The sequence below is a fragment of the Ruegeria halocynthiae genome (assembly GCF_900106805.1).
GTDB classification, from domain to species: Bacteria; Pseudomonadota; Alphaproteobacteria; order Rhodobacterales; family Rhodobacteraceae; genus Ruegeria; species Ruegeria halocynthiae.
Genome location: NZ_FNNP01000002.1, coordinates 233,522 through 255,028 on the forward strand (window position 1 = coordinate 233,522; position 21,507 = coordinate 255,028).

19 protein-coding genes and 1 tRNA gene are annotated in these 21,507 nt (G+C 55.0%); 10 read left to right on the top strand and 10 right to left on the bottom strand.

All coding sequences use genetic code 11. The features are described 5' to 3' along the window. Both BLU89_RS10175 and BLU89_RS10180 read right to left on the bottom strand, forming a co-directional pair. Entirely contained in the window at positions 1–2,001 is a 2,001-nt protein-coding gene (locus BLU89_RS10175) for a dynamin family protein (protein WP_074736726.1), read from the bottom strand. 2 nt (positions 2,002–2,003) lie between these two features. Continuing rightward, the gene (locus BLU89_RS10180) at positions 2,004–2,417 is read right to left on the bottom strand and encodes a hypothetical protein (protein ID WP_074736727.1); all 414 of its coding nucleotides are present in this window, start codon (positions 2,415–2,417) and stop codon (positions 2,004–2,006) included. Between the two features lie 771 nt (positions 2,418–3,188). Between BLU89_RS10180 and BLU89_RS10185 the strand changes: the two genes are divergently transcribed. After that, positions 3,189–3,273 (top strand) — tRNA-Leu (locus tag BLU89_RS10185). A 231-nt stretch (positions 3,274–3,504) separates the two neighbouring features. Here BLU89_RS10185 and BLU89_RS10190 read toward each other — a convergent pair. After that, on the bottom strand, positions 3,505–4,122 hold the full coding sequence (locus tag BLU89_RS10190) for a TetR/AcrR family transcriptional regulator (RefSeq protein ID WP_074736728.1): 618 nt from the start codon (positions 4,120–4,122) through the stop codon (positions 3,505–3,507). A gap of 161 nt (positions 4,123–4,283) precedes the next feature. On the opposite strand from BLU89_RS10190, the gene BLU89_RS10195 reads away from it, so the two are divergent. From BLU89_RS10195 to BLU89_RS10215, 5 genes are all read left to right on the top strand, one after another. After that, entirely contained in the window at positions 4,284–5,213 is a 930-nt protein-coding gene (locus BLU89_RS10195) for an AEC family transporter (RefSeq protein ID WP_074736729.1), read from the top strand. Positions 5,214–5,315: 102 nt separating this feature from the next. Next, the gene (fghA, locus tag BLU89_RS10200; protein ID WP_074736730.1) at positions 5,316–6,149 is read left to right on the top strand and encodes an S-formylglutathione hydrolase; all 834 of its coding nucleotides are present in this window, start codon (positions 5,316–5,318) and stop codon (positions 6,147–6,149) included. A 3-nt stretch (positions 6,150–6,152) separates the two neighbouring features. Then, a complete protein-coding gene (sthA, locus tag BLU89_RS10205; protein WP_074736731.1) occupies positions 6,153–7,613 on the top strand; it encodes a Si-specific NAD(P)(+) transhydrogenase in 1,461 nt (486 codons plus the stop codon). Further along, positions 7,610–8,065 carry a YaiI/YqxD family protein gene (locus BLU89_RS10210; RefSeq protein WP_074736732.1) on the top strand — a complete coding sequence of 152 codons (456 nt, stop codon included), beginning with the start codon at positions 7,610–7,612 and terminating at the stop codon, positions 8,063–8,065. The genes sthA and BLU89_RS10210 overlap by 4 nt, the downstream gene beginning before the upstream one ends. 146 nt (positions 8,066–8,211) lie before the next feature. Further along, complete coding sequence (locus BLU89_RS10215; protein WP_074736733.1) at positions 8,212–8,832, top strand: HAD-IA family hydrolase; 621 nt, start codon at positions 8,212–8,214, stop codon at positions 8,830–8,832. A gap of 1 nt (position 8,833) precedes the next feature. Here BLU89_RS10215 and BLU89_RS10220 read toward each other — a convergent pair whose 3' ends face one another. Beyond that, on the bottom strand, positions 8,834–10,075 hold the full coding sequence (locus BLU89_RS10220) for an MFS transporter (RefSeq protein WP_074736734.1): 1,242 nt from the start codon (positions 10,073–10,075) through the stop codon (positions 8,834–8,836). 148 nt (positions 10,076–10,223) lie between these two features. Between BLU89_RS10220 and zapE the strand changes: the two genes are divergently transcribed. Beyond that, positions 10,224–11,282 carry a cell division protein ZapE gene (gene zapE / locus BLU89_RS10225; protein ID WP_074736813.1) on the top strand — a complete coding sequence of 353 codons (1,059 nt, stop codon included), beginning with the start codon at positions 10,224–10,226 and terminating at the stop codon, positions 11,280–11,282. A gap of 67 nt (positions 11,283–11,349) precedes the next feature. On the opposite strand, the gene BLU89_RS10230 is transcribed toward zapE, so the two are convergent. Genes BLU89_RS10230 through BLU89_RS10245 form a run of 4 tightly spaced genes read right to left on the bottom strand, consistent with a single transcriptional unit; the run spans position 11,350 to position 17,597 of the window. Beyond that, entirely contained in the window at positions 11,350–12,624 is a 1,275-nt protein-coding gene (locus BLU89_RS10230; RefSeq protein WP_074736735.1) for a bifunctional folylpolyglutamate synthase/dihydrofolate synthase, read from the bottom strand. Continuing rightward, positions 12,621–13,553, bottom strand: coding sequence for an acetyl-CoA carboxylase, carboxyltransferase subunit beta (gene accD, locus BLU89_RS10235; RefSeq protein ID WP_074736736.1), 933 nt, complete (start codon positions 13,551–13,553; stop codon positions 12,621–12,623). Before accD ends, BLU89_RS10230 begins: the two co-directional genes overlap by 4 nt. 59 nt (positions 13,554–13,612) lie before the next feature. Beyond that, positions 13,613–14,512: a CPBP family intramembrane glutamic endopeptidase gene (locus BLU89_RS10240; RefSeq protein WP_083347725.1), complete on the bottom strand. Its 900-nt coding sequence runs from the start codon at positions 14,510–14,512 to the stop codon at positions 13,613–13,615. Further along, on the bottom strand, positions 14,502–17,597 hold the full coding sequence (locus tag BLU89_RS10245) for an ABC transporter transmembrane domain-containing protein (protein WP_074736737.1): 3,096 nt from the start codon (positions 17,595–17,597) through the stop codon (positions 14,502–14,504). Before BLU89_RS10245 ends, BLU89_RS10240 begins: the two co-directional genes overlap by 11 nt. Before the next feature lie 242 nt (positions 17,598–17,839). Here BLU89_RS10245 and BLU89_RS10250 point away from each other — a divergent pair, with 242 nt between their 5' ends. Then, positions 17,840–18,601 (top strand): DUF6478 family protein, encoded by a 762-nt coding sequence (locus tag BLU89_RS10250; RefSeq protein ID WP_074736738.1) that lies wholly within the window; start codon positions 17,840–17,842, stop codon positions 18,599–18,601. A 10-nt stretch (positions 18,602–18,611) separates the two neighbouring features. Beyond that, on the top strand, positions 18,612–18,971 hold the full coding sequence (locus tag BLU89_RS10255; protein WP_074736739.1) for a hypothetical protein: 360 nt from the start codon (positions 18,612–18,614) through the stop codon (positions 18,969–18,971). Positions 18,972–19,069: 98 nt separating this feature from the next. Here the strand turns inward: BLU89_RS10255 and BLU89_RS10260 are convergent, their stop codons facing one another. Further along, positions 19,070–19,393 carry a VOC family protein gene (locus BLU89_RS10260; protein ID WP_245709735.1) on the bottom strand — a complete coding sequence of 108 codons (324 nt, stop codon included), beginning with the start codon at positions 19,391–19,393 and terminating at the stop codon, positions 19,070–19,072. Positions 19,394–19,398: 5 nt separating this feature from the next. After that, complete coding sequence (locus BLU89_RS10265) at positions 19,399–19,719, bottom strand: ArsR/SmtB family transcription factor (protein ID WP_074736740.1); 321 nt, start codon at positions 19,717–19,719, stop codon at positions 19,399–19,401. A 252-nt stretch (positions 19,720–19,971) separates the two neighbouring features. Between BLU89_RS10265 and BLU89_RS10270 the strand changes: the two genes are divergently transcribed. Beyond that, complete coding sequence (locus BLU89_RS10270; RefSeq protein ID WP_074736741.1) at positions 19,972–21,498, top strand: MFS transporter; 1,527 nt, start codon at positions 19,972–19,974, stop codon at positions 21,496–21,498. Positions 21,499–21,507: the final 9 nt, after the last annotated feature.

Below are 21,507 nucleotides of genomic sequence, written 5' to 3' on the forward strand. Positions count from 1 at the left end.
TTATGCTGCTTCGTTACTAAGATCTTTCAGGATGTCACCCAGAATATCATCACGTGATTTCCGCGGCTTCTCCTCGGTCAACTGCGCCGCTGCACGGTCAGGTGATTGTGAGATGCTGAGCAATGTATCTTTCTGCTCGGCCATGAAATCGGTCAGCGTGGCTCGAACATTTTCCAACACGGCAGCGATCTGGTTCTCTTCGATGTCCTTGGTGATCGAGTTCGCCTCGGATGCGATCAGACGAGTGTAATCTGCGGCATAGGCTTCGAATCCTTTGCGGCGTTGCCACCAGCGGCGCCACCAAGTGCTCTGTAGATCAAGCGCGATTGTGCGACCGATTCCCAACGGCGGAGGCACACGCGGCACGATCGGTGCTTCGATGTTGAACTCACCCAGATGGTTGCCCAGCAACTTTTGATAAAGCGCTTCGACATCTGCCGCTGCAGTCGAATAAAGCGCGCCCGCGTCCTTGCGCATTGAGCGCGCGAAACTGAAGTAAGCGGCCTTTTGTAACGTCCGCAGACCGGCTGGGTCGTATTGCCATGTGCCCTGCTCGCCACTCTGTTCCAGATGCGAGATCAGCGAATCTGTTGCGCGTTTGACAAAGTTCGCTTCTGCAGAAGCAAGTCGCTCTAACACCTTGTCGCGCAGTTTGGTGGTCAGTTCCGAAGCTTTCTTTTCGTACTCGGACGAAACCTTTGCAATCGCTTCTTCAGGTGACGCACCATCCAGATCCCGAACAATTCCGTCGGAATTCGACAGCGTCTTGGCCACGGCCGTCGCGCGAATCTGGCTGGCGATGTTACGAGCCCGATGACGAACGCGATCCAGCAAGCGCGTTCCTGCACCTTCTGCGATGCGTTCATTCATCGCAAGCAACAGATCAGGCAAGCCTGAAAGCGCCCAGATCTTATCCAACGATGCCGCCTGATCGCCAAACCCAGCAGCCAGATAGAACGTGTTCAGCGCCTCGCGCGATTCCTCACTCAATATGTCCGGATTTCCGGTCAGCGCGGCCTCGGCCCACAGGGCGCTGCCGAAAACGACGCTGGTGTTGGCATCAATGCTGTTCCGTTTCAATGTATCCAGTATTCGGTCACGGATCTCGGGCACCTGCGTGACCGGGTCCGACAACTCATCGATACGATTCACGAACAGGATGATCTGACGGTTTTCGAACTGAGCGATAATCCGCATCAGCGCCATATCCATCGTCGTCAGCGCCTGACTTGCGGCCAGTACAACAATACATACCTCTGATCCGCGCAGGCTGCGCAGCGTGATCTGTTCACGCACCATGAAAGTATCGTTCACACCGGGCGTATCGCATAGCTTGAGCGAGATCGGATATTGCGGGATATCCATGAACAGCTCAGCCGATTTCGTCACATCCGCAAAGCGGCCCGTCTTGGGATCAATATCCGGGTCGTCCTCATCCCCTAGACATACATAGCGCTGGATCAGCTCGTCATCAAAGTAATCATACTGGTGGCTTTGCCCGAGGATCAGGTCGAAATGCTTACCCAGCCGCTCTTCTGACTTGGCCTTCATCTCTCCGATCTGATGGCGGATATCATCCATCTCGTCATCGGCGCCCGCCCGATTGGCCAACTCGCCTAGCCGACCTCCACCAACCATAAGGTTGTCCCATTCTTCTTGCTCGAAGAAAGTGAATTTGGATTTGGTGCCACCCTCGGTGCGGGTGTTGATGTTCAGCGTTGTCACCACCGAGGTCCACGGGTTCACATCCGATGGCAACAGGTTTGGTCGCCCGGCCAGAATGTTCACAATTGAGGATTTTCCTGCCTTCACCTGCCCCACCATCGTGACGCTGGCAGTGAAGTTCTCCATTTTGGTCTTGAGCGCGGCCAATCGCGCGGACGAGCGCGCATCCGCCACCTCTGTCAATTGGTCGATCTGTGTCGTCAGCGAGGTCATTGCCTCTGTCACCTCGGACAGAGCCTCGTTTCCTACAGACAGAAGGTGGTCGTTACGCGCCATGGTCAGCCTCCGGTACCAGTTGCAGCGATTAGGTCCCCTGCCCCGTCGGGCAGACTTGCAAGAGTGTCGATCCGCGCAATCAGGTCTAGTGCATTGCCGAGAATCGCAGCCTCGGTGCGCGGTGAGATCGATTCATACGCAAAAGAATCAGCTAGAACTTCTATCGAACTGAAGCCCTCGCCATTTTCCAGACAAGCCACGCGGCGGCCGGTCGGAAACTCTTCTGATTTGTTGGCAGGCAGCGGCATCCGGGCATTGGCCAGCAGATAACGATTGCCTGAATGAGTTCTGAGAGCGACGCCGAAACCCGTGCCAGGATGCTGACGGTTCAGGGTTTTCAGTTCGCCAATAAAGTTTTCTCGGGCAAGACTGACGGCGTCTTGCTCGGAAGCAGTGGATTTGATCTGGTTGGTCACGACAGAGACCCTTGTACTGGAGTTGAGCAGAAACTCGCACGGTGCCAGAAGGCAAAAAGACTCATTAACTCCTGCGCCTAATCAATCACGATTACCGCGGTGTTATTTTGACGCGAATAGGATATTTTGGCGTTTGAAATGTGGCGCAATTATGGTGAAGCCTCATTTAAAAACATCAACCTATGGGAGTAGGTACAATCACAAACCGCAGATTGCGCCTATTCTTATAGCCATAATGCGCATAGCGGATAATCGACGCACTGACTACTACACCTGATTGAATCACACTTATTTATCAGCTTGAAATTTAATACTAAAAATCGTGATCACCTGAACGGAGCATCAGCCAAGAAAACTGCGTGCAGATCATACGCGATTCTCTCTGATGTTTTGGCGGGTGTGGTGATACACAAACTGGTTTCTGAATGATACAACTTAAACGAGTTCGTTTCGGCGACTCAATGAACGAATAATGTTCGGTATTTAGAAACAATAAATCGCGTAGACATCTCGCTTTCGTGCAAGCCATCAAGAGGGCACAGTGCCAGCCTAAATCGTGCATTCCTTGGCCAATAGTGTGGCCTGCGAACACAAAATTCATTGTGCGACGTCTCATCTTCGCACGCAATCATGGGCAGATGGTGACATGTTTGATTATCGATTGTAGCCAATATGGCGATAATATTCTTGTGCTTTGCCCAATTTTAGCTCTCGCCCTCGCTCAAAAGCTTTGCTATTGAGCGCTTCGTCGCGATGCTTCGGCGTCGGGTTGCGGGTGTGGCGAAATTGGTAGACGCACCAGATTTAGGTTCTGGCGCCGCAAGGCGTGGGGGTTCAAGTCCCTCCACCCGCACCATTCTAAGCTTTTGATATCAAAATAAAAGACCTTCAAGCAATGATCACTTAATGTTTGAAGATTGCGAATCGTGTTTCCCTTCGCTTGCTGTACTCATTCGTAATACCATTCGCGAATGTGCACAGTTCATTACCATCAAAGCTTTCTATGAAGAGTGTTGTGGCGGTTGGAGCGCACGCATGATCTTCACTTTCCCGTTCCAGTTAATGCACCAGGAGAAACCGCTAATGCTCAAACGCCGTAGCGGGCCATGAACATGTCTACCGCCTGTGTGGCAACCTCGTCGATCTCGCCCTGGCTAAAGCTGTTCTGGATGCCGAAAGCCGCACGGCCCCAGAGTCTGACTTTGCACAGCTCTGAAAACTGCTCAGCCGCGATGTTGACGTCCTCGACTGCCAACTCTCCTTTGGCGACCGCTTTGATCAGATATTCTGACATCTGACGCTGGCCATTCTGGGGGCCCGCTTCATAAAATGCCTTTCCAAGCTCTGGGAATCTGTCGCGCTCGGCCACGCAGATGCGAAAAACCTGTTGTGCAAAATCCGAAACAAGGAACGCGACGAGCTGCGTGGCGGCAACCATCAGCACCTCGCGCGCGGGTTTGGTCTCGTCGATCATCGACAAAATATTTTCGGACATCAGACGACACTCGTTCTGAGCGACCTCGGTAAACAACAGGCGCTTGTCAGGGAAATAGCTGTACAGCGTCGCCTTTGAAACCCCAGCCGCCCGCGCAATATCGTCGACGCTTGCGCCCTCAAAACCATCCGCCATAAACACCTCTCGAGCTCCGCGCAAAACCTGGTCGAATTTGCGGCCTGTACGCAGAATGGTGGCGGCTTGGGTCATGATGTCTCCTGAAAGCGATATCCTGCAACACTATAAACCGCTCGGTTCAGTTTCAACGCATTTCACTCGGATCGCGGTTTTGTCACAACGCTGCGACGTCAAGAATACATTCAGCCATGCGCCAACCTTGCGACTCCGACCATCCGTGCTAACACGTTGCCATGGTCGAGATTTTTCTGCGCACCCTGCCCTTTTTCGCAATCATCGGCCTTGGATTCTGGGCCGGGCGCAGTCACTTCTTCCCGCCCGAGGCGACAACTTATCTGACCAAATTCGTATTTTTCTTCGCCCTGTCGGCGATGCTATTCCGATTTGCAGCCACCCTGCCCTTTGCCGAAATCTTCAATGGTCGGCTTGTGATTGGCTATCTGATCGGTACTGCGGGCGTTTATGCCCTTGCAACAATTGTCGCCTATCTGCGCGGTCTGAATATCCCCACAGCAGCGGTCGAGGCGCAATGCGCCGCCATCGGCAATGTCGGATTTCTGGGCCTGCCCATGCTTGCGCTTTTGTTCACCGAGGCAGCCATTGGTCCCGTGATGCTGGTTTTGACTGTCGATCTGGTCGTGTTTTCTTCGCTGATTGTGATACTTATCAATGGCGGACGGGATGGCCGTCTTGGCGTCGCGACGGTACGTCTGATCGGGATCGGTCTGTTGAGAAACCCGATGATCCTGTCAATCTCGGGCGGGCTGATCTGGTCTGCCCTGGAGATTCCCGTTCCTTCCCCTCTGAACGATTTTCTGACAATTCTCGGCGGTGCTGCCACTCCTGGCGCGCTGTTTGCCATCGGCGCCTCGCTTGCCGACAAATCGGCCGAGCGCATTCAGATCGCGGGCTGGCTGAGCTTTTGCAAACTGGTTGTTCATCCACTGTTTGTGGCGCTTATGGTGATCTGGCTGATCCCCATCGCCACCTTCCCCGCGATGGTAGCGATTGCCGCAGCGTCTCTGCCCGTTGCAGGCAACGTCTATATGCTTGCCGCACATTACGGCGTGGCCCCGCAGCGTGCATCCGCAGCCATATTGTTGTCGACCATAGCTAGCATAATGACAGTACCGCTGATCATTGGTTGGGTCAGCGCCTTCTGACCATCACCTTCACAAAAAATACACCGGTCAGGAGCGCGTGCACTTTACGCCCAAGCCGCGGACCGTTAGCCATGGCCCCGAGACAACGCAAGGATATGCTCGATGGAAACCCTTTCGGAAAACACCTGTTTCGGTGGTGTGCAGGGCGTCTACAGCCACGCCTCTTCGACGTGCAAATGTGACATGACATTTGGCCTTTTTCTTCCAGCCGAAGCCAAGGACGGTCCCGTTCCGGTGCTGTGGTATCTGTCTGGCCTGACCTGCACTCATGAAAATGCCATGACGAAAGCTGGCGCACAGGGCTGGGCCGCCGAACAAGGTATTGCGCTGGTGTTCCCTGATACCTCGCCACGTGGCGCAAATGTCGCAGATCATGAAGATTACGATCTGGGTCAAGGCGCTGGGTTCTATGTCAACGCCACGCAAAAGCCCTGGGCACCTCATTTCAATATGTGGGACTATGTGGCGGAAGAACTGCCCGCGCTGCTGGCCGAGAACTTTGCGATCGATATGGAGCGGCAGGCAATCACCGGTCACTCGATGGGTGGGCATGGCGCATTGACGCTGGCGATGAACCTGCCGGGGCGGTACCGGTCGGTCTCGGCCTTCTCGCCGATCTCGAATCCGATGGGCGCGGATTGGGGGCGTAAGCAACTCAGCGCATATCTGGGTGATGATGAAGCAGCGTGGGCCAGGCATGATGCATCAGCGATGATGAAAGATTCCGGATTCGATGGTCCCGTTCTGATTGATACTGGTGCAAATGACCAGTTCATGGACCTGTTGCGCCCAGAGGCGTTGGCGCAGGCGATTGCCGAGCGCCGCCAACAGGCAACCTATCGCCTGCAACCGGGCTATGACCATTCCTACTATTTCGTGTCTACCTTCATGGAAGATCACATCACCTTCCACGCCGAAGCGTTGTACGGGGACTGAGGCATGAGCAAATATGACTATGACCTGATCATCATCGGCTCGGGCCCATCTGGGCGCGCAGCAGCAATTCAGGCCGGCAAGCTGCAACGCCGGGTGTTGGTGATCGACCGTAAAGACCGTTTGGGCGGCGTTTCGGTACATACCGGTACGATCCCGTCCAAAACCTTACGGGAGACCGTGCTGAACCTTTCAGGCTGGCGCGAACGCAGTTTTTACGGACGCTCATACCGAGTTAAAGATCAGATCAGCGCAGAAGATCTGAAGGCGCGGCTACACATGACACTCGATCACGAAGTCGACGTGCTGGAGCACCAGTTCAACCGAAACCATGTGGAAACGCTGAGTGGGCTTGCCAAGTTCACTGGCCCGCATGAGGTCGAGGTCGCAACGGACGCAGATGAAACAACCCGTCTGACGGCCGCCAAATTCCTGATTGCCACTGGCACCAAGACCTATCGGCCCGATTACGTGCCATTCAATGGCAAAACCGTTGTCGATGGGGATGACTTTCTTGAGATGGAAGAAATCCCGCGTTCGCTCTGCGTGATCGGGGCAGGCGTGATCGGTGTTGAGTATGCCACGATGTTCTCGGCGCTTGATGTACGGGTGACGCTGATCGAACCCCGTGAGACGTTTCTGGATTTCATCGACAAAACGCTCATCCACGACTTTACGCATCAGATCCGGGAGAACGGAGTTGATCTGCGGTTGGGGTCGGCGGTTGAAAAGATCGAAGACGCTGGCAGCCATGTCGAAGCCACTTTGGACAACGGGCGCCATGTCCGGGCAGAGATGCTTTTGTTTGCAGCAGGACGCATGGGCGCGACGTCGGCGCTGAATCTTGAGGCTGTTGGCATCGAAACAGACCACCGTAATCGAATTAGTGTGGACCGCAAGACCTATCAGACCTCAGTGTCGCATATCTATGCGACTGGGGATGTCATCGGGCATCCGTCGCTGGCTTCGACGTCTTTGCAGCAAGGGCGCGTCGCGGCCTGTCATGCGCTTGAGACACCGACCCTACCGGAAAGCCCCTGGTATCCCTATGGGATTTATTCAGTTCCCGAAATCTCGACCTGCGGCATGTCCGAGGAAGAGCTGCAGGAACGTGGTATCCCCTATGAGGTCGGTGTAGCCCGGTTCCGCGAAACTTCTCGCGGGCACATTATGGGGTTGGAGCATGGTATGCTGAAGATGCTGTTTTCGCTCAAAACCCGCCGGGTTCTGGGTGTGCAGATTGTTGGCGAAGGCGCCACCGAGCTAATCCATATCGCGCAGGCAGTTCTGAACCTGAAAGGGACCGTGGACTACTTCGTGCAGAACACATTCAACTACCCGACACTCGCCGAAGCTTACAAAATCGCGGGTCTGGATGCCTTTAATCGGATGCCCATTCCGCAGGAATTCAAGGTCCGCAAGCCGGTCCCTAAAACAAAGTCGGCACCCAAGGTGAAAGAGGCGTGACGACGCTCTACATTGACGGCGACGCCTGCCCGGTGAAGGCTGAAGCTGAACGAGTGGCGACCCGGCACAAGGTGCCGATGGTTTTGGTATCCAACGGCGGGCTGCGCCCATCGACCAACCCGCTGGTACAGGTGGTGATCGTTGCCGCCGGGGCGGATGAGGCGGATAAGTGGATCGCTGAACGCTGCAGTACGGGCGATATTGTCGTGACGTCTGACATTCCGCTCGCCGCAAAGTGTGTGGAGGCCGAAGCACGCGTACTGCGCCCCAATGGAGAGGCCTTCACCGCAGCAAATATCGGCCAACAACTAGCAATGCGTGACCTGATGGCTGATCTACGCGCAGCAAATCCACTCGGATCCGGTGGTGGAGGTAGGCCGTTTGGCAAAGCGGATCGGTCGCGCTTTCTGGATGCGCTTGAGCGCGAGATACGCGCCGCCCTGCGCGGGTAGTTCTCCCGCCAGTCAGAGACGCATCAAAGATGCGCCCCTTCCCGTTGGGCGTGGCAGCGCGTGCCGCGCTGCGGTTGGCGCTTGCATATCCGCGATGGGCTTGGTTCAGTCGGCTGTAATTGCATCTGACTGAACAGGATCACCACATGGCTATCGAAGCCGTTATATTTGACATCGGAAATGTACTAATCGAATGGCAGCCCGAACGCTACTATGATCGTGCAATCGGTGAGGATCGCCGCCGTGCCATGTTCGCCGAAGTCGATCTGCATGGGATGAATGATCTGGTCGATCAGGGTCATCATTTCACGGATACAATTTATCAGTGGGCGGATAAGTACCCTGAATGGCGCGATGAAATTCGCATGTGGCATGACAACTGGATCGAAATGGCCGCGCCTGAAATCCCGCATTCGGCGCGGCTGTTGCGGGCGCTGCGCGCCAGAAAGATCCCTGTTTTTGCGCTGACCAATTTCGGGGTGCAGAATTTCGACTATGCCACCACCGTTTATCCGTTTCTGAATGAGTTTGATCGTCAGTATGTCTCGGGCCGGATGAAAGCGGTGAAACCGCATATACCGATTTATGAGATGGTCGAGATCGACTGTGGCATTAAACCCTCGGCACTGTTGTTCGCGGATGACAGGATTGAAAACATCGAAACAGCCCGAGCGCGTGGATGGCAGACGCATCACTTTTCAGATCCGCAGGGTTGGGCGGATCGGTTGATTTCAGAAGGGCTGCTGACAAGGGAGGAAGCCGCTTAGTTCAGGCCGTCACGCTGACTTGTGCACGGTTTTCCCGGATGGGCAGGTGAATGATCGCGCTGAAGGCGCCTATGGCAACTCCGATCCACCAGACCATTGTGTAGTCCCCGTATTGATCATACATGCGCCCGCCCAGCCAAATTCCTAAGAAACTGCCAATCTGGTGGCTAAGGAAAACGATCCCATAAAGTGTACCCATGTAACGCAGCCCATAGAGATGTGCTACAAGCCCGGACGTCAGCGGTACTGTCGCCAGCCAAAGCGACCCCATCACCAGCGAGAACGCGACAACGGACAAGGGTGTGATCGGGAACACAATGAATGCGCCAGCCGCAAGCGTCCGGCCAGTATAAACCGCAGCAAGAAGGTACTTTTTCGGAAAGTGGTTTCCCGCCCATCCCGCCAGCAGGGTGCCCCCGATATTGGCCAAACCAATCAACGAAATCGCAATTGCGCCCAGGGCAGATGTAGTCGTGATGCCCATGGAGTACAGCATTCCACCGGGTTGGATCGGGCCGCACATTTCAGTGACGAAGGCCGGGAAATGGGCGGTGATAAAGCCTAGCTGATAACCACAGCTAAAAAACCCAATTGCAATCAGCGAATAGGACGGATCGCGGAACGCCTTGGTCAGGATTTGCCCCATGCTTTCTTCGAACTCGGTCCTGCTGACTGGCAAGGGTGCCCGCATGAAGGGCAAGGTCAAGATCAGCGCGAGGATCGCCACCGCAAAGACAACGAACACCTGCTGCCAGGGCAGAAACGTCAGCAACCATTCGGCCGTAGGTGCCCCGATCACTTGTCCGAAACTGCCTGCCGCTGTGACAATCGCCAATGACATCGAACGGTTCGCATCCGATGATGCCCGACCAACGACTGCGAGAACAACGCCAAACCCTGTTCCGGCGATGCCAAAACCCACGAGCCAGGCATACATTTGATGTTCAAAGGGTGTTACAGACCATGCAGTCAGCACCATACCAGCGGTGTAGATCAAGGCTCCCAATACAATGGCGCGCCGGTCACCAATCTTTTCCGCCAGGGCACCGAAGATGGGCTGCCCGATCCCCCAGGCCAAGTTTTGAATTGCGATTGCCATCGAAAAGTCTGAGCGCAGCCAGCCGAACTCATCCGCAATCGGAATCTGAAACACGCCGAAAGACGCGCGTACCGAAAAGCTGACGGTAATGACGATACAACCGACGATCAGGATTGGATTCAGCAGGCGGGTGGATTGCGGCATCGGGGCTCCGGAGATTGGCTTCAGGAAACGATAACGAGCCAACCTAACGCGTCAATTCACGAGTTTTGCGACGCCAGTTCAGCAAATTTGATGTGTCTGGAAAAAAGGTTTCTTTTCAATGTGTGAATCGGGCGGTATGGCTCAATCCATGACGGATTTGATTTCGCTTTATCAAAATCGCACCGATGATGGATTGCTGACGCGGGATGACGCGCAAGAGGCCGTGTTGCCCCGGTTTGATCGCATTCGCGCGACATTGGCCGAGCCTGTGAAACGTGGATTCTTTCGTAAGGCACCGCCTCCGCCCAAGGGATTGTACCTTTGGGGCGGCGTTGGGCGCGGCAAGTCGATGCTGATGGACATGTTCGTCGAAACTCTGGGCGATATCCCCGTTCGTCGTGTCCATTTCCACGCCTTCATGCAGGAGATTCACACCGGCTTACACAAAGCGCGCGAAGACGGTATTGAGGATGCGCTGTCTCCGGTTGCTGAGGCGGTGGTCAAGTCTGTGCGTGTACTCGCCTTCGACGAGATGCAGATCACCGACATCACCGATGCGATGATCGTTGGGCGGCTTTTTGATCTGCTTCACAAGGGTGGAGTCGTGGTTGTCACAACATCGAACCGGCATCCGGATGATCTGTACAAGGATGGGCTGAACCGGCAGCTGTTCCTGCCCTTCATCCAGCACATCAAAGAACAGCTGGAAGTGTGGGAGCTGGTTTCACCCACGGATTACCGGCAGAACCGGCTTGAAGGCTCGCCGGTTTATTTCACTCCAATCGGCCCTGAAGCGCGAGATAGGATTCGGGGTGTGTGGAATGATCTATCAGGCGGGCCTGCGGAGGAGCTGGCCCTTCAGGTAAAAGGTCGCGAAGTTGTTCTGCCTGCGTTTCGGAACGGTGTTGCGCGGGCATCGTTTTATGACCTTTGCGGACGGATGCTGGGGCCAGGTGATTATCTGGCCATTGCAGAGGCGTTGAAGGTGCTGGTGCTCGAAGATATCCCGCGTTTGTCGCGTAACAATTTCAACGAGGCCAAGCGGTTCGTCACCCTCATCGATGCGCTGTATGAGGCTAAGGTTCGGTTGATCTGTTCGGCTGCTGCCGAACCCGAGATGCTCTATGTCGAGGGTGAAGGAACATTCGAGTTTGAACGAACGGCATCTCGCCTGCGTGAGATGCAGGACAAGGATTGGGGGAAATAGTGAGCTATGCTCGGCCCGACCGTAAGAGGGTGGGTCTTCCTCAGACTACTTTTAACCAGGTTAAGTACTAGGCGTTTTCTCGGAGGATGTTTCCTGCGAGATAAAGCGATCCGCAGATCAGAACGCGTGCGCCGGGGGTTTTAGCGGTGATAGCCGTCAGAGCGGCTGCAACGCTGTCGGCTGTTGTTGCGGTCAGGTTCACCTTGGCGGCTGCAACTGCAGTGTCTTCGGCGCTGAGCGTATTCTGTTCACCGGGAATGGACACGGCCGTCAGGCTGTCAGCTTCTGCGGCCAAGGGTGCGAGATAGCCGGTGACATCCTTCGTATTCAACATGCCGCAAATCATATGCGTCGGTCTATCAGGCAATGTGGCCAGAACATCGGCCAGAGCGACGCCTGCGGCGGCGTTGTGGCCTCCATCGAGCCACAGTTCGGCTTCCGGGGCCTGCTCGACCAGGGGACCGGTTTTCAGCCGCTGCATCCGGGCGGGCCATTCGGCTTTGGCGACAGCAGTCTCGTAGGCGGCATCACCCATCTGAAGGTGGCGTAGCACAGCCACAGCTGCACCCGCATTCTGAATCTGATGTGCGCCCAGCAGGTTTGGCATCGGTAAATCACGCAAACCAATTTCATCCTGATAGATAAGGCGTCCGTTTTCTTTATACACGTGCCAGTGTTGGCCGTGCACAATCAGCGGGGCACCTAGGCGGGCAGCGGTGTATTCGATGACTTCCAGTGCCTCATCCTGCTGCGGGCCCACGATACAGGGAACGCCCGGCTTGATGATTCCGGCTTTTTCGGCGGCGATTTTACCCAAAGTATCACCAAGGAATTGTTCATGATCTATCGATATCGGCGTAATCACAGTCACTTCGGGTTGTTCGATCACATTCGTGGCGTCCAGCCGTCCACCCAGGCCGACTTCGAGCAACGTATAGTCGGCTTTCGCACGCGAAAACGCGAGCAGCGCAGCGCAGGTTGTGATTTCAAAATAAGTGATGTCTTCACCACCGTTGGCGGCGTAGCACTCATCCAATGCAGCGGTGAGGTCTGCCTCGGAAATCAGCTCACCGCTAATCCGGATTCGTTCATGAAAACGAGCCAGATGGGGTGAAGTATACGCATGAACCGAACGCCCTGCCCCTTCTAGGCCTGCGCGGATCATAGCCTGGGTCGAGCCTTTGCCATTGGTTCCGGCGATATGAATGACGGGCGGTAGCTTAGTCTGCGGATTGTCCAATGCCGCCAGTAAACGCCACATGCGATCCAAGGTCAGGTCGATGATCTTGGGATGCAACGCCATCATCCGATCGAGGATGACATCCGAGGTCCGGGCAGTCATTTTTCGACTGCTTCCTCGGCGGGTGTATCTTCGGTACCCTCTTTCGGTTCTGGCGCCGGCAAGTCGCCTTTGACCGCAGGTGGTTGGTTCATCAGCATCCGGGTGATGGTGATCAGCTCTTCCCGCATCTCGGTGCGTTTGGTCACCCGGTCGAGCATTCCGTGATCCAACAGATACTCTGCGCGTTGGAAGCCCTCAGGTAGTTTCTCACGGATGGTCTGTTCAATCACACGGGGTCCGGCGAAACAGATCAGGGCGTTGGGTTCGGAAATGTGTACATCTCCCAACATGGCGTATGATGCGGTAACGCCGCCGGTTGTTGGGTGGGTCAGGACAACAATATAAGGCAGGTTCGCTTCTTTGAGCATCTCAACCGCAACAGTGGTGCGGGGCATCTGCATCAGGCTAAGAATGCCTTCCTGCATACGCGCACCGCCAGCCGCCGAAAACAGGATCAACGGGCGATTGAGCTTAACCGCCTCTTGCGCTGCAGCGATGATGGCATTTCCTACATACATGCCCATCGATCCGCCCATAAAGGAAAAATCCTGTGCGGCAGCAACGATTGGGGTGCGACCAATTTCGCCAAGCGCGACCAGCATCGCCTCTTTCTCGCCGGTTTTTTTCTGCGCCGCTTTCATGCGGTCGGGATATTTCTTCTGATCGCGGAAATTCAGCGGATCATCCTTGGGGACCGGAACATCAACTTCCGAAAAAATGCCACCATCAAAAAGATGCTGGAACCGGTCGCGCGGTGTGATCGCCATGTGGTGGTCGCACTGGGTGCAAACATTCTGGTTTTCCGCCAACTCGCGATGGAACAGCATGGTTCCGCACTCATTGCACTTGTGCCACAGGTTTTCGGGCATTTCACGGCGTGAGAAGATCGAGTTGATCCGGGGGCGGACGTAGTTTGTGATCCAGTTCATGTCGGAACCTTGATAATGCGGCGTTGACGTCAAATAAGGTGCAACGCAGGGAAATGCAATCAGCGCCTGAGGACCAATCGTGCAGTAAGCCACCCCACAATCATCAGCGCGAAGTCAACAAGCAACCACGGCCTTATGGCATTGGCGTCCGACGACTCATAAGGAAGGTGAAACAAGGCCAGGCCATCAAGATTGTCGGGCAGGGAAATCACAAGCAAAGCCATTAAATTATTGCAGAAATGCAGGGCGGTTGCGGGCCCCAAAGTGCCTGCCCGTGCCGTCAGGTCAGCGGTCAGCAATCCAAAGGCAAGGGCCCAGATGGCAACCAACCCCGCATTATCGCCAACCGTGCCCGGGCTATAGTGACCTGCGGCAAACAAGAAGGACGGCAAGCCCATCCATATCAGCGGAGACCGAAACCGCGCCGCCAGACCTTGCTGCATATAGCCGCGAAACAGAATCTCTTCGGCGCTGGTCTGAATCAGAACTGCGATTGCCGAGAAGGGCAGCAGCAGCAGCCATTTTGATACGGGCAGGTTCGCAATCAATGGTGCGCCCAGATCGTAGGGGGGTAGCACCAGTATGATCACACTGAGCAGCAGTAGGGCGCACAGTACGCGCCAGAACTGCCATATAGCCACGGACGGCTTCCCCAGAAGCGAGGCGAGCGAGCGGTGCTGGAACAGACGTGCACCCAGCGCTACGCCGAGGGTTGCAAAAACAAAGCTGGACAGCACAATCAAAAGAGACAGGGGGGATGAACCGGTCAGAAACGTCGCCGCCCATTCCGATGCGCCGAGGTTGGTGACAATAGCGAACAAGATGGCATTGAACGTCAGTACAACAACCAACACCACGAAGAGACCGGCCAACAGGCGCCATACCTCAGGATATCTGCGGGCATCTCTCAGCAGATATTGATGGCTGTCGTAGGCGTTGTGGCGCCCCTCAGCCTTCATGGTCTTTCTCGAAATCTGAGGTGGCAGGATCACTCATGATCGAAGCGCTGGGATCGCGTAATCGCTCTGACACTTCATTCAGATAGCCGGCCACAGTTTCCAGCAACCGCACTGCAACACCTGCATCACTTTCGATGACTGCGCGCAGCTCTTCGGCGCCGATCCGCAGGAAGGCGCAATCGGTGCTGGCCACCAGATCCAGTTGCCGGGGTTCGTTGGTGATGATTGCAAGATCGCCGATCAGCCGTCCGGCCTCGACCGTCGAGATAGACCGCTTGTCGCCACGCTCATCGGTCCAATTCAAGTTGGCCTGACCCGAAATACACAAATAGGCGGCATCGGGCGCCTGACCGCGCGAGAAGATGGTCTGCCCGGCGGCAGCCTCATACCACTGGGCGGAGAACGCCAGCAGACGCTGGTTGCGCCCATCTACCCGCGAAAACAGCTCGGTCGAGGAAATAATCTTGAGTTTCCGGCTCAGATCATCGAACCCGCTGTCCTCGACCTCGGGGGACACGCGCGAGACACCATCAATGCGACCATCCTTGATCTCGACGAACAAATCGTAGGCTTCGGGATGGGCAAAGTGATCCTCCATGAAGATCATAATAGATTCGGGCAGCAATTCGCGCAGCTTAAGTCGCGTTCGCAGTCGGCTTTCGGAATCATGGCTGGCCAGAGCCTTGTCGAGGATTAGGATATCGGGGCGCTTGATCCCTGCCCGTGAAAAGGCGGCACGTTCCTGAAACACCGTCGGCAGATTGTTCCCACCCAGCCCGGACGGCAAATCATAGATGATCGCGGCGGCCCTGCGGCGCAGCCCGGCCTCGTTCAGAACCTCGGCCACCAGATCTTCGATCTCTTCTGCCTGAGCGCCAGCCATGATCGACACGCGACCATAGAGCGCATTTTCCATTGCCGTCAGGCGCGGAACGTAGATATCGGGCGATACCGGCACGAACATCTCGCCCATAGCGCCGCGCAGTTTTTCGGCCTGACTGTGGCGGATGGACAGAATCTTGTCCTTGTATTCTTCGGGGAAACTAGGACCGATCTGCTCAGCGGTCAGCAGGAATGGCACCGTCAGAAGCAGCGCCCGCTCATGATCGCCGATAGCCTCTTCACCCCTGGTCTTGCGACGCTCCTCGATATCAAGCAGGCGGTGATACATATCTTTGGAAATACCCAACCGCAAGAACAGTGGGTGATCGGCCCCGTCACGACCAAAAGTCTGGTTCAGCGTTTCCAGCACAGCCTGGGCAATACCAAGGGCATCATCATCCAGATCATGCGCCTTAAGCATCGACAAGAAGCGCCCTTCACCGGCTAAAATGTCTGGCGCGATATTCCGTGACGGAGACGCAAACAGCAGGTTACCTCCCAACGGGACCGCCGGATTGAATTGCTTGGGGTCGAACCGGTAGACGAACTTGTCCAATCCACGCCCTTGCAGACGATTGGCAACTGTATCGCGCAAATTGACAATCTCTTGCGCCAGTTGCGGATGCATCTTGGGATCGAACTGAGATCGCAGGGTGCGGCGAAACATGAACTCGTCAATGCCCATAGCCTCGACCAGTTGGAACCACCAGTCACGAATATCTTCGATATCATCAAGGCCCGCCAGGTTAGGATCAATCCATTCGTCGGACAGGGAATCCGGAGGGTTCCCGGCACGCACTGCTTCGATCTGACGGCGGGATGGGGCTCGCAACTTTTCCTTTTCGTGCTGGGGATGCGTACGCAGCGGCATCAAAAGGTTGTCCCCCAAGGTCCCGTCAAACAGGTAGGGTCGCGAATAGGCATAACCGATCCTCGCCGCGATCACCGCCTGATGCAGGTCGTTCAGATTGTGACCGGCCATCAGAACCTCCCCCTGAACGGGCAACACCTCTCGGGTCAGCAACTGTGCAAGCGCGCTGCGTTCGGACGCATGTTTTGACTGGATCGCAACCCGAGCACCTTTGGGTATGATCAGATCGATATCCTCGAGGATGGTCTTTCCGTCATCGTCGCGAACAGTCACATTGCGCAGTTCGATATCTCCGCTCAGATGCGGGATAGACTCGGGGACGCCTTCAAACAACCGTTCCGGGATCATGTTCGAGGGCGCAAACCGCTCGGTCACAATTTCCCAGCGCAGCGACATGTCCTGCACCTGATTATAATAGGTCAAAAGGTCCTTCCACGGGCCACTGAGGTCTTTGTACGCACCCAGCGCCGCCACCAGCGCACCTACCGTCACCTCGCCAGTGATCGCTAGATATCCACCCACAGAGTAGAACAGGAAGGGTGTCATCTGAGTGATCAGATTGTTGAGGAACTTCATGAAGAACTTCTTGTTGTAGATCTTGAAACGGATCTCGAACAAAGTTCCCAAACGGTGGCTGAATTGCGCAAGACGGTACCGCCAACCGCCGTTTGTGCGCAGGTCGCTGATCCCGGCGGCGCTTTCACCGATCTCAGAACTCAGCTGTCGGACCTCCTGAATACGTTCCTTATTCAGAAGGTTGATTTGGCGCTGCAGTTTGGGAATCAGCCAGGCCTGCAAAGGGATAAGGGCAATACTGGCGAGGCCGAACCACACGCTTTGCATGAAAAGAAATGTGACGATCGTCATCATCTGCCCAAATTGGAACACCGGCTGCGCGATGGCATCACCCATCAACCCACCCATCGGTTCCGCCTCGGATGTAATCATCGACACCAGCTCACCCTGGCTGGTGGTCGCAAAGTAGGATTTTGGAAACCGCATCGATCGGCTGATGAGCGTGAAACGCAGGCGGCGCAGCATCCGTTCAGCCAGAATCCCTTTCATGGTGTTAATGCGCATCTTCATCACGCCGCTGGCGATGACTGTGGCAAGAAAGGCGAAGCACAGAATCAATAGGTAGTGCACCTGTGTCACAGCGGTGCCAAACACCGTGACCGTATCCGCTGGTGCACCAATAGCATCGTTGATGATCTGCTTTGGAAGCTCCAACGAGGCGTACAGAAACGGAAAGGACAACACCGTCAGAAACAGCAGGGTCAGCTGTTGTTTTTTCGAATGTTTCCAGATGAATGCAAATAGAGTGGGTTCCATACCCTGCCTCGTGATGAAACTGTATGATCTGGGGCAACTGACGAATGGACACGCAGCCAGAACGCTGACGGTAAGCCGCAGGCCTCTCTATTGCAAGAATGGCTGGTGACTCACCAGTCGAATTCCAATCTGGCGCGCAGTCGCGTTTAGATTTCTGGAAGTTTTATTCGATAAAAGTTCAAGACTAGTTTGTCCCTTGCCCGGACTTTGACTAAAGAGGGGCAGTTTTGGATGATGGGGCGATGGGCAAGTTTCTGGATCGTTATATTCAGCGTAAGGCTCTGGGGCGTTGGCAGCGTGCTGTGCACGAGTTAGATCAGGCCGCCTTGCCGGAACTACGCCGCCAACGGGATGAAGCGCGCCGCTTGCGCGGTCAACTGGAACAGGTGATTCAAAAGGCAGACAGCCGTCTGGTCCAACCTTTGATCGGTGCGAACCAGTTTTCGAAACCCCTGGGAACCGACTGGTCATGGCGTCCAGACCTGTGGCGCACACCGCTTATTCGCAAAGGCATCGCATCAGCCTCGCGCAAGGCGCGGTTGGATGGGCAGGTGACGCTGTTTCACGATTGCAGCCAAACTGAGATCGGCATGCAACAGATTCGCAACCGCGGCGACAAGGATCTGGCGCCGTTCAGTCTGGCAATAGAAGTTTTTGATTTTCAGGGGTCTTTTCTGTCGCTTTCAGTCGAGTTGCCATCGGACGCTGCCATGAAACTGACCCGCCAACATCTAATACGCGTTGAAACCCTGGTCGAATGTGAGCGCTCTACTGTCGTCATTGCCCGCCTCAACATTCAACATGGCCCGAATGCCGAACAGGTTCTGCGTGAACTTGATCTGTCGGCGCCCGCAACTGCGGTCGATTTCGATCTGGCGCATCTCAAGCTGAACGAGCGTCGGCTCGAGAAGCTCTGGCTTGATCTGATCATCGACCAGCCCGCGATGAACCGCGTGGTTTTCCGTGACCTGACATTCTGTCGCTACCACCGCGCCGATCTGTAAAGGGCAGACAATGACACACACAACCCTGACTCCTATCCGCTTTGAAAACGCTCTGTGGGAAGGTCATGTGACCAGCGACTGCACACCGCAAATCGAGGTGTTGTATCTGGGTGAGCTTTTGCCGGATGTGGAATTAACACCTGACGCTGATGGCTGGACGTTGCGCATCCCAGTACCCTCTACAGCGCTGTCGGAAGGTGTCCACTGCGTTATAATCCGCGACGAAAGTACCGATCAGAAATTAGGGGAATTTACCATTGTTGCAGGCGCACCTGTTGAAGATGACCTGAAAGCAGAAGTTGCCTTGCTGCGTGCGGAACTTGACATGCTGAAACGCGCCTTTCGCCGCTCTCAGGCACCTCAAGGCTAGTTCTGACAGCGGCGTACGGAGCTTAGATAATAGATGACAGAGGCAGTTAAGCTGCGTTCTTCATTTCGATCAGCTGGATGAGATTGCCGCAGGTGTCATCAAAAAACAGCCATATTGACGACCCCTGCGTCCATCGGCTCGGTAATGAAATTCACACCCCGGTCGCTCAGCTTCTTCCACTCAGCATCAAGATCTTGCACCTGAAACGAGTGGGCAGCGATACCATCGGCAACAATTGCATCCCTGAAAGGTTGAGTGGTGGGATGATCGCTTGGTGCAAGCAGCAATTCCCCTCCGTCGGGATCTTCTTCGGATACCACAGTCAGCCAACGATTGGCGCCCAGTGAAATATTGTGCTTCACCTTGAACCCAAGGACTTCGGTGTAGAAATTCCCGGCCTTGTTCCAGTCATCAACAAACACGCTGGTTACGTATATCTTGATGTCTTGGTTCCTTTTGGATCGTATCTGTTGAGCCATGATGCGGTAGCAATATGGTCTTTGCTGATGCTTATCGAATGCGTCTTTGTGCACACATTCCACGCGATCTTGATCAAGCCAGCCTTCTCCAAAACAGCAAGATATTGTGAGACCGTCTGGCGAGACAAAGCAACACCATTTTCGGCAACCGGCGCAGCGCACACTTCGAACAACGACTGAGCGGTTTTTTTGCTCAGACGGTCTATGATGCGGCGGCGAGTACTGTCTGAGAGCGCCTTGAACATTAAGTCGAGTTGATCGTCTTTCATTTCGCCTTTGTGCAGTAATACTACTGCATATAAGGATAGGCTCAAAACCGACTATCTCGAGGATAATGCAATCGGCAGTGCCTTCCTGCGCCGTTGCAACCCCGTAAGTAGTACCTGCGCATAAGGCCAATATCTCTCGCAACGAATTGCCAGGTCAGTTCAGAATCTCCGCCACATCAGCCCAACCGCTGATGACACGCCGCAGCGTGTCGCTATCTTTTTGGGCCCATACGTGCATCATCGGACAGACCTATGGACCGCAACAGCATCATAAAGATCATCGCGCTGATGGTGACGGCCTTCGGGATCGGGATAGATTTTACCGGAGCCCTGATGTTGGTCCCTGCCATCGAAAACAGTTTTGACACGGATATAACCAGCACCCAATGGGTTCTGAATATCTATGCTTTGTTTTTTGCTATGACGATGGTGGCCGGGGGTCGCCTGGGTGATATGTATGGTCACCGCAAGATGATGATTATCGGCCTTTCAATTTTTCTATTCGCCTCAGTTTTATGTTTTGCGTCCCCCGGATTGGACTACCTGATTGGTGCCCGCGCGTTGCAAGGGATTGGAGCAGGTTGCGTCTGGCCCTGCACACTTGCGTTCGGAGCCACCAAAGTTTCGAAAGAAGAACACCGCGCGATGATTATGGGGCTGATCCTGGCCGGTGTTACCACAGGTAATGTCTTTGGCCCGATGATCAGCGGTGCTGCGGTTGATCTGGGTGACTGGAGGCTCTTTTTCCTCGCCAATGTCATATTCTCTTGCATTTCAATGGCGACCGCCATCCTTCTGATGGAGCGTGAGACAGAACATAAAAAAGGGGAACATATCGACTTTGCCGGCATAGGTATCCTGTCCTTTGCGGTACTGCTGCTGCTTTATGGGTTGGATGTTGGGGCTGATTGGGGGTGGGTCTCACTGCCGCTCTTGCTGCTGCTTTCTGTCAGCGCAGTGTTGTTCTTTCTGTTCCCGAAAGTCGAAAGAAGGGTCCGGGAACCCTTGCTGCTGCCTCAGCTGATGCAGAACCGCGAATTTCTGATCACTCTGGGCCTGAATATGTTCAACGTCTCGGCCGCTTTTGTAGGGCTGCTGTACTTTCCGCAATATATGCAAAAGGTTCTTGGTTGGTCCGTCTTTCAATCAGCGCTGGGGCTGGCGCCCCTGACCGTATTGCTGGCCGTTGGTTCAATTGTCTCGGGTACGCTGTACAATGATTTTGGACCTAAACGATTACTTCTTTGGGGTTATCTCTGCGCAACGGTTGGGGCGGCGAGCGTCGTCCTGATGCCAACCGGAACCGGGTACCTTCAAATCTTGCCGGGAATGGCCTTGATCGGATTAGGTGCAACACTGACCGTCGGCCCCTCGGGAACTGCAGCCGTCTGCGCGGTCACGCCGGAACGTGCAGGTCTGGTGGGCGGTCTGAGCTTCATGACCCATCTGGTTTACGGCGCTATCTCGGTCGCCTGCGCCACAGCGATCATGTATGCGTCAAGCCTGTCCAGTCTGAAAACCCGACTTGCAACTGCCGGCATCGACATGTCCGAGGCTGATCAGAAAGCGATCAATAGTGGAACGCTGACCACCGAGTCGTCCAAAGCTGTGCTACAAAAACTGAATGCAGGAGAGGCTGAGAAGGTTCGGACCGCCATTGCGGCTGCATTTGATACAGGTATGAACATGGCCTTTGTCTTTGCCACATTCTCGGTCGCCGCTGGGATCATACTTGCACTGATGCTGGACGAGAAAAAGTTGCACAAGGTCGAAGGCTGACGCCTACCG

Bases quoted from the DNA above. Each gene is read 5' to 3' on its own strand.
- BLU89_RS10270 (WP_074736741.1), top strand. From the start codon at position 19,972: ATGGACCGCAACAGCATCATAAAGATCATCGCGCTGATGGTGACGGCC.
- sthA (WP_074736731.1), top strand. From the start codon at position 6,153: ATGAGCAAATATGACTATGACCTGATCATCATCGGCTCGGGCCCATCT.
- fghA (WP_074736730.1), top strand. From the start codon at position 5,316: ATGGAAACCCTTTCGGAAAACACCTGTTTCGGTGGTGTGCAGGGCGTC.
- BLU89_RS10245 (WP_074736737.1), bottom strand. From the start codon at position 17,597: ATGGAACCCACTCTATTTGCATTCATCTGGAAACATTCGAAAAAACAA.
- BLU89_RS10250 (WP_074736738.1), top strand. From the start codon at position 17,840: ATGGGCAAGTTTCTGGATCGTTATATTCAGCGTAAGGCTCTGGGGCGT.
- BLU89_RS10240 (WP_083347725.1), bottom strand. From the start codon at position 14,512: ATGAAGGCTGAGGGGCGCCACAACGCCTACGACAGCCATCAATATCTG.
- BLU89_RS10230 (WP_074736735.1), bottom strand. From the start codon at position 12,624: ATGACTGCCCGGACCTCGGATGTCATCCTCGATCGGATGATGGCGTTG.
- BLU89_RS10265 (WP_074736740.1), bottom strand. From the start codon at position 19,719: ATGAAAGACGATCAACTCGACTTAATGTTCAAGGCGCTCTCAGACAGT.
- BLU89_RS10190 (WP_074736728.1), bottom strand. From the start codon at position 4,122: ATGACCCAAGCCGCCACCATTCTGCGTACAGGCCGCAAATTCGACCAG.
- BLU89_RS10215 (WP_074736733.1), top strand. From the start codon at position 8,212: ATGGCTATCGAAGCCGTTATATTTGACATCGGAAATGTACTAATCGAA.
- zapE (WP_074736813.1), top strand. From the start codon at position 10,224: ATGACGGATTTGATTTCGCTTTATCAAAATCGCACCGATGATGGATTG.
- BLU89_RS10195 (WP_074736729.1), top strand. From the start codon at position 4,284: ATGGTCGAGATTTTTCTGCGCACCCTGCCCTTTTTCGCAATCATCGGC.
- BLU89_RS10220 (WP_074736734.1), bottom strand. From the start codon at position 10,075: ATGCCGCAATCCACCCGCCTGCTGAATCCAATCCTGATCGTCGGTTGT.
- BLU89_RS10175 (WP_074736726.1), bottom strand. From the start codon at position 2,001: ATGGCGCGTAACGACCACCTTCTGTCTGTAGGAAACGAGGCTCTGTCC.
- accD (WP_074736736.1), bottom strand. From the start codon at position 13,553: ATGAACTGGATCACAAACTACGTCCGCCCCCGGATCAACTCGATCTTC.
- BLU89_RS10255 (WP_074736739.1), top strand. From the start codon at position 18,612: ATGACACACACAACCCTGACTCCTATCCGCTTTGAAAACGCTCTGTGG.